At 52.4% G+C, this 3,507-nt stretch carries 4 protein-coding genes; 1 reads left to right on the top strand and 3 read right to left on the bottom strand.

Translation table 11 applies throughout. The features are described from left to right. Nucleotides 1-194: transposase (locus H7F08_RS15000; RefSeq protein ID WP_193640981.1), on the top strand; the 194-nt coding region annotated here is incomplete at its 5' end. A 435-nt stretch (nt 195-629) separates the two neighbouring features. On the opposite strand, the gene H7F08_RS14995 is transcribed toward H7F08_RS15000, so the two are convergent. The 3 genes from H7F08_RS14995 to H7F08_RS14985 form a co-directional block, all read right to left on the bottom strand. Further along, the gene (locus tag H7F08_RS14995; protein WP_226986205.1) at nt 630-1,892 is read right to left on the bottom strand and encodes a cellulase family glycosylhydrolase; all 1,263 of its coding nucleotides are present in this window, start codon (nt 1,890-1,892) and stop codon (nt 630-632) included. Then, complete coding sequence (locus H7F08_RS14990) at nt 1,889-2,719, bottom strand: IS630 family transposase (protein ID WP_246865051.1); 831 nt, start codon at nt 2,717-2,719, stop codon at nt 1,889-1,891. The genes H7F08_RS14995 and H7F08_RS14990 overlap by 4 nt, the downstream gene beginning before the upstream one ends. 184 nt (nt 2,720-2,903) lie before the next feature. Continuing rightward, nucleotides 2,904-3,272: a hypothetical protein gene (locus H7F08_RS14985; protein WP_227487912.1), complete on the bottom strand. Its 369-nt coding sequence runs from the start codon at nt 3,270-3,272 to the stop codon at nt 2,904-2,906. Nucleotides 3,273-3,507: the final 235 nt, after the last annotated feature.

The raw sequence follows: 3,507 nt of genomic DNA, 5'->3' as shown, positions 1-3,507 counted from the left end.
CCTACACCATCATGAATCACTGGGACGGCATTCTACGTTGGTTCGAGAGCCATCTGAGTAACGGCACTCTGGAAGGTTTCAACAGTCTGCTCCAGTCCGCCAAATCCAGGGCACGGGGCTATCGCACCCACAAGAATTTTATTAACATGGCTTACCTCGTACTGGGTAAGCTGGATCTCAAGCTACCCACTTAAAACAGCGAGGAACCTCTCAAGTCATACATATATGAAAAGACCACACCACAATGAATTTCAGGACTATATCTCGGCGGAAATCAATACCTACTTGAAAAGTCGAGCAAAAGGAGTGCCTATTTGAGCATGAGGTATAAGTAAGGCGTGCTTGTTGATTGCTTGTATGGTCTGGATATTTGCGGGCATTCCGGCCGAGGCTTACGGGAGTTATTTTCGACCTGGGCCGAAAGGAAAGGACGTCACCATTTCGAACGGCAGTCTTTCGATAACTTTGAATATTCCTTGGGACGGAGTGGTGGTTTCGGTGTCGAATCGACACGTAGCCCATGGGCTGAACATTGTCGACACCCATGATCCGGGGCGTGAATTACAGGTGGATCAGTTTTTATTTTTATCGGATGGGACGTCATCTGTTCTGCTTTTCTTTGGAAATCATCACTGGACAGCTTCAGCGCGGAATGTCTTTTGTAGGATCCTCCCTGCGTCATGGCCACATCCATCAGAATTAGGATCTACAAATTGATACGTGGCCGTATTTCCGGGGTAGTTGTAGCTGTTGACAATATAACCAGGCGCTTGAACAGGGGCATCCCATCCGTAAACGGTTATCCCAATAGCATGCGCTGGGAGATATCGCTGAATAAAGTATCGGGTGATGGTCTGATTCGGATCATTCGGACAATGTTTGAGGCCCTCGTCCCATTCTGTAGCGATGACGGCGTGTCCACTGGCTGCCAGATTTCCAAACCGTGTATTCCATGCGTGGATACTGTCGGTTAGATTTCCGCGCACCACATATTGATAGGGATGCACGCTGTAGGCTGAGTTAGACGGCATCCCACGCGGCACGGTGAAGCCGGAGAAACCAAAATCCATACCATCACCCATGAAAAGAAGGACATTTTCTGGAGCCTGCTGACGCAGCCATCTCCCCACCGTGAGCATGCCCTGATCGGGCTCTCTGCCACAGCCATGCGCCCAGGATTTCCAGTCAGGATGCCTGAAGGTACCGTCAGCGCATGCGCGAGTCGTTGAAGGCTCGTTAAAGACTTCCAGTATCACCCCCTTATCATGCGTCAAGCGCGAATCCAGGAGTTGTTTCCAGGCTTGTTCGGTCCGGAGATCTGGCAGCTTCTGGAGTCCTCCATCCTCATAAGGCGTACAACTGTATCGCTCGGTTTGCATACACAAGATAACAATAAGGCCGGCGCTTCGCGCCTGTTCAATCACGTTGCGCACCATGTCAGTGTAGGCAGAAAGCCCATGGGTATATTCGTACTGGAGTGCTCCCTGGCTGAGGTTGAAGCGTACCGTATTGGCGTGCCAGTCCTTTACCATTGCTTGCAAGGACGCGTTATAACCGAAACCAGGCATTGCTGTTGCCGTCATGGCGGCCTGCGCTTCCTGAAGATTGGCTGCTGCGGGAGAGGCACGAAAATGGCTGCTACATAAAGAGGCAGCGTACTGCGTGGGATAGGCCAAGGAAACCGAGGTGAATCCTCGCGGTATAAATAATTGATTGGTTCCAGCCACGACTAACCGTCCGTCCACGACGGCCACTCCTGAAGTCGTAGCAGACGGAGCGGGGGTTTGCGCAGGCATGGTATTGGCCAGAGCCTGATTGCTCACGCACGCGATACACGCAAGAACTACCGCCGGGAGTGCAGTAGCAAGGGCGATACGCAGGGATTGTTTCATTTGAGTTCAGTTGCCTCCGACATGGGTACATATGCGAGTGTCGTCTCTCGTCCCCGCATTTTTGCTAAAGAGTTTTTGTCCGTACTGACTGCACCTGTGCGCAGAGCAGTTTTGAAATCCCGATTCAGGTATTCGTCGGGGTTGGACTCTTGCGCGTAGGGCGGCAGAAAGGCCAGTTCAATGCGGTCTTTTTTATCTGCCAGCCAGGCCGTTACCACTTTGGCATGATGCACCCGCAGATTATCGACGACCAGATGGATTTTCTGGGGCGCGTCCTGAATCAAGGCGGTGAGAAAAGTGATGAAACGCTCCGCATCAATGCTGCCTTCGACAATCTGGAAAGCGACTTTGCCCTGCGGAGAAATCGCCGAGATCATGGAGAGCGTGGTCCATCGGGCGGGAACCGCCAATACCGGCGTTTGTCCCCGAGGCGCATACCCGCGTACCCAATGGGCATCTTCCTTGACGGCCGTCTCGTCCCCCCAATAAATCACCGCTCCCTCTTGGGCCGCTTGTGCGCGCAGGCGGGGATAATCCTGTTCCAACCACTGACGGACTACTTCTGGATTCTGCTCCAATGCCCTTTTGACAGGGCGCTGCGGAGTGAAGCCCCAACGCTTGAGATACTTACCCACCAGACGCTCCTGTAGATCCGCCCCAAAATGGTCTCGAATCAGCGCGCGTATCGCCGGTCGCGTCCAGAGCGCAAAAGGCAACTTTATTTGCTGAGGGTTACCCTTGACGATCTGATCGCGTATCCAGGCCTCGGCGGCCAGGGTCAGTTTGCGACAGGCACCTACCGGCCGACCTCGGCGCTTCTCTCCCAGCCCTTTTTCTCCTTCTGTACGGCGCCCGCGCCAACCAGCCTTTAATGGTCGTGGGATGTGCGCCAGATAGCTTGGACAACTCTTTCACGCTCATCCCGGATTGCTTGCGCAGACGAACCACCACCTGGCGAAGCATCTGCCTCCCTTCCATCGTCAAGCGGCGCACGTCGATCCTTTCCATGCTCTATATAATATCAAAGGATGTTCGGGTATTTAAGGGCCGTATTAATAAACCGAGCATCTCGCGCCAGAAATCCTTGTAAGCCTCACTGTGCAATTCGTGAATAAAATCCCTCCAGCTGGGCGTCAGGACTTTCTCCAGCGCTGGGCGATATTGTAATGCGAGACGATCATGGCTTGCTTGCCCGTGCGCTCTTTTGTAACCCATTTGGGATTCAAAAAGAACGGGATCAGGAAGATCCTTGCAGAGCTGGTCAAACTTTTCCGGATAAAGAAAATCCGAAATACGGATCCATGGGTAAGGCTGCGTATGTCGAAATTCTTGGGATTGGGCGCCCAGCCTGTCCATAACCGATTTGTTGATTACATCCATAAATGCCATCCGAAATGATCTGCTATTGCTCACCCGCCTAAGACCATTATATCGCTAGCAAATTCCAGGTGATTCTGCAGTGAAAGGCTTCAAACAAAACCGTGAACAATCATCGCCTCGTCAAGTTCGACCCCGACTGGCAGGGAACTTTCTGATAGGAACTCCGGTCTTTTCGGATGGAAGAACACTTCCATCCGATTGTTTTGGTCCCAGGGTTTTTTACAGCAAGGAGGAT

The organism is Acidithiobacillus sp. HP-11 (assembly GCF_015100075.1).
Lineage (GTDB): Bacteria > Pseudomonadota > Gammaproteobacteria > Acidithiobacillales > Acidithiobacillaceae > Acidithiobacillus > Acidithiobacillus thiooxidans.
Note: the sequence above shows the minus strand (reverse complement) of the source record. Positions and strands in the feature narration are given on the sequence as shown.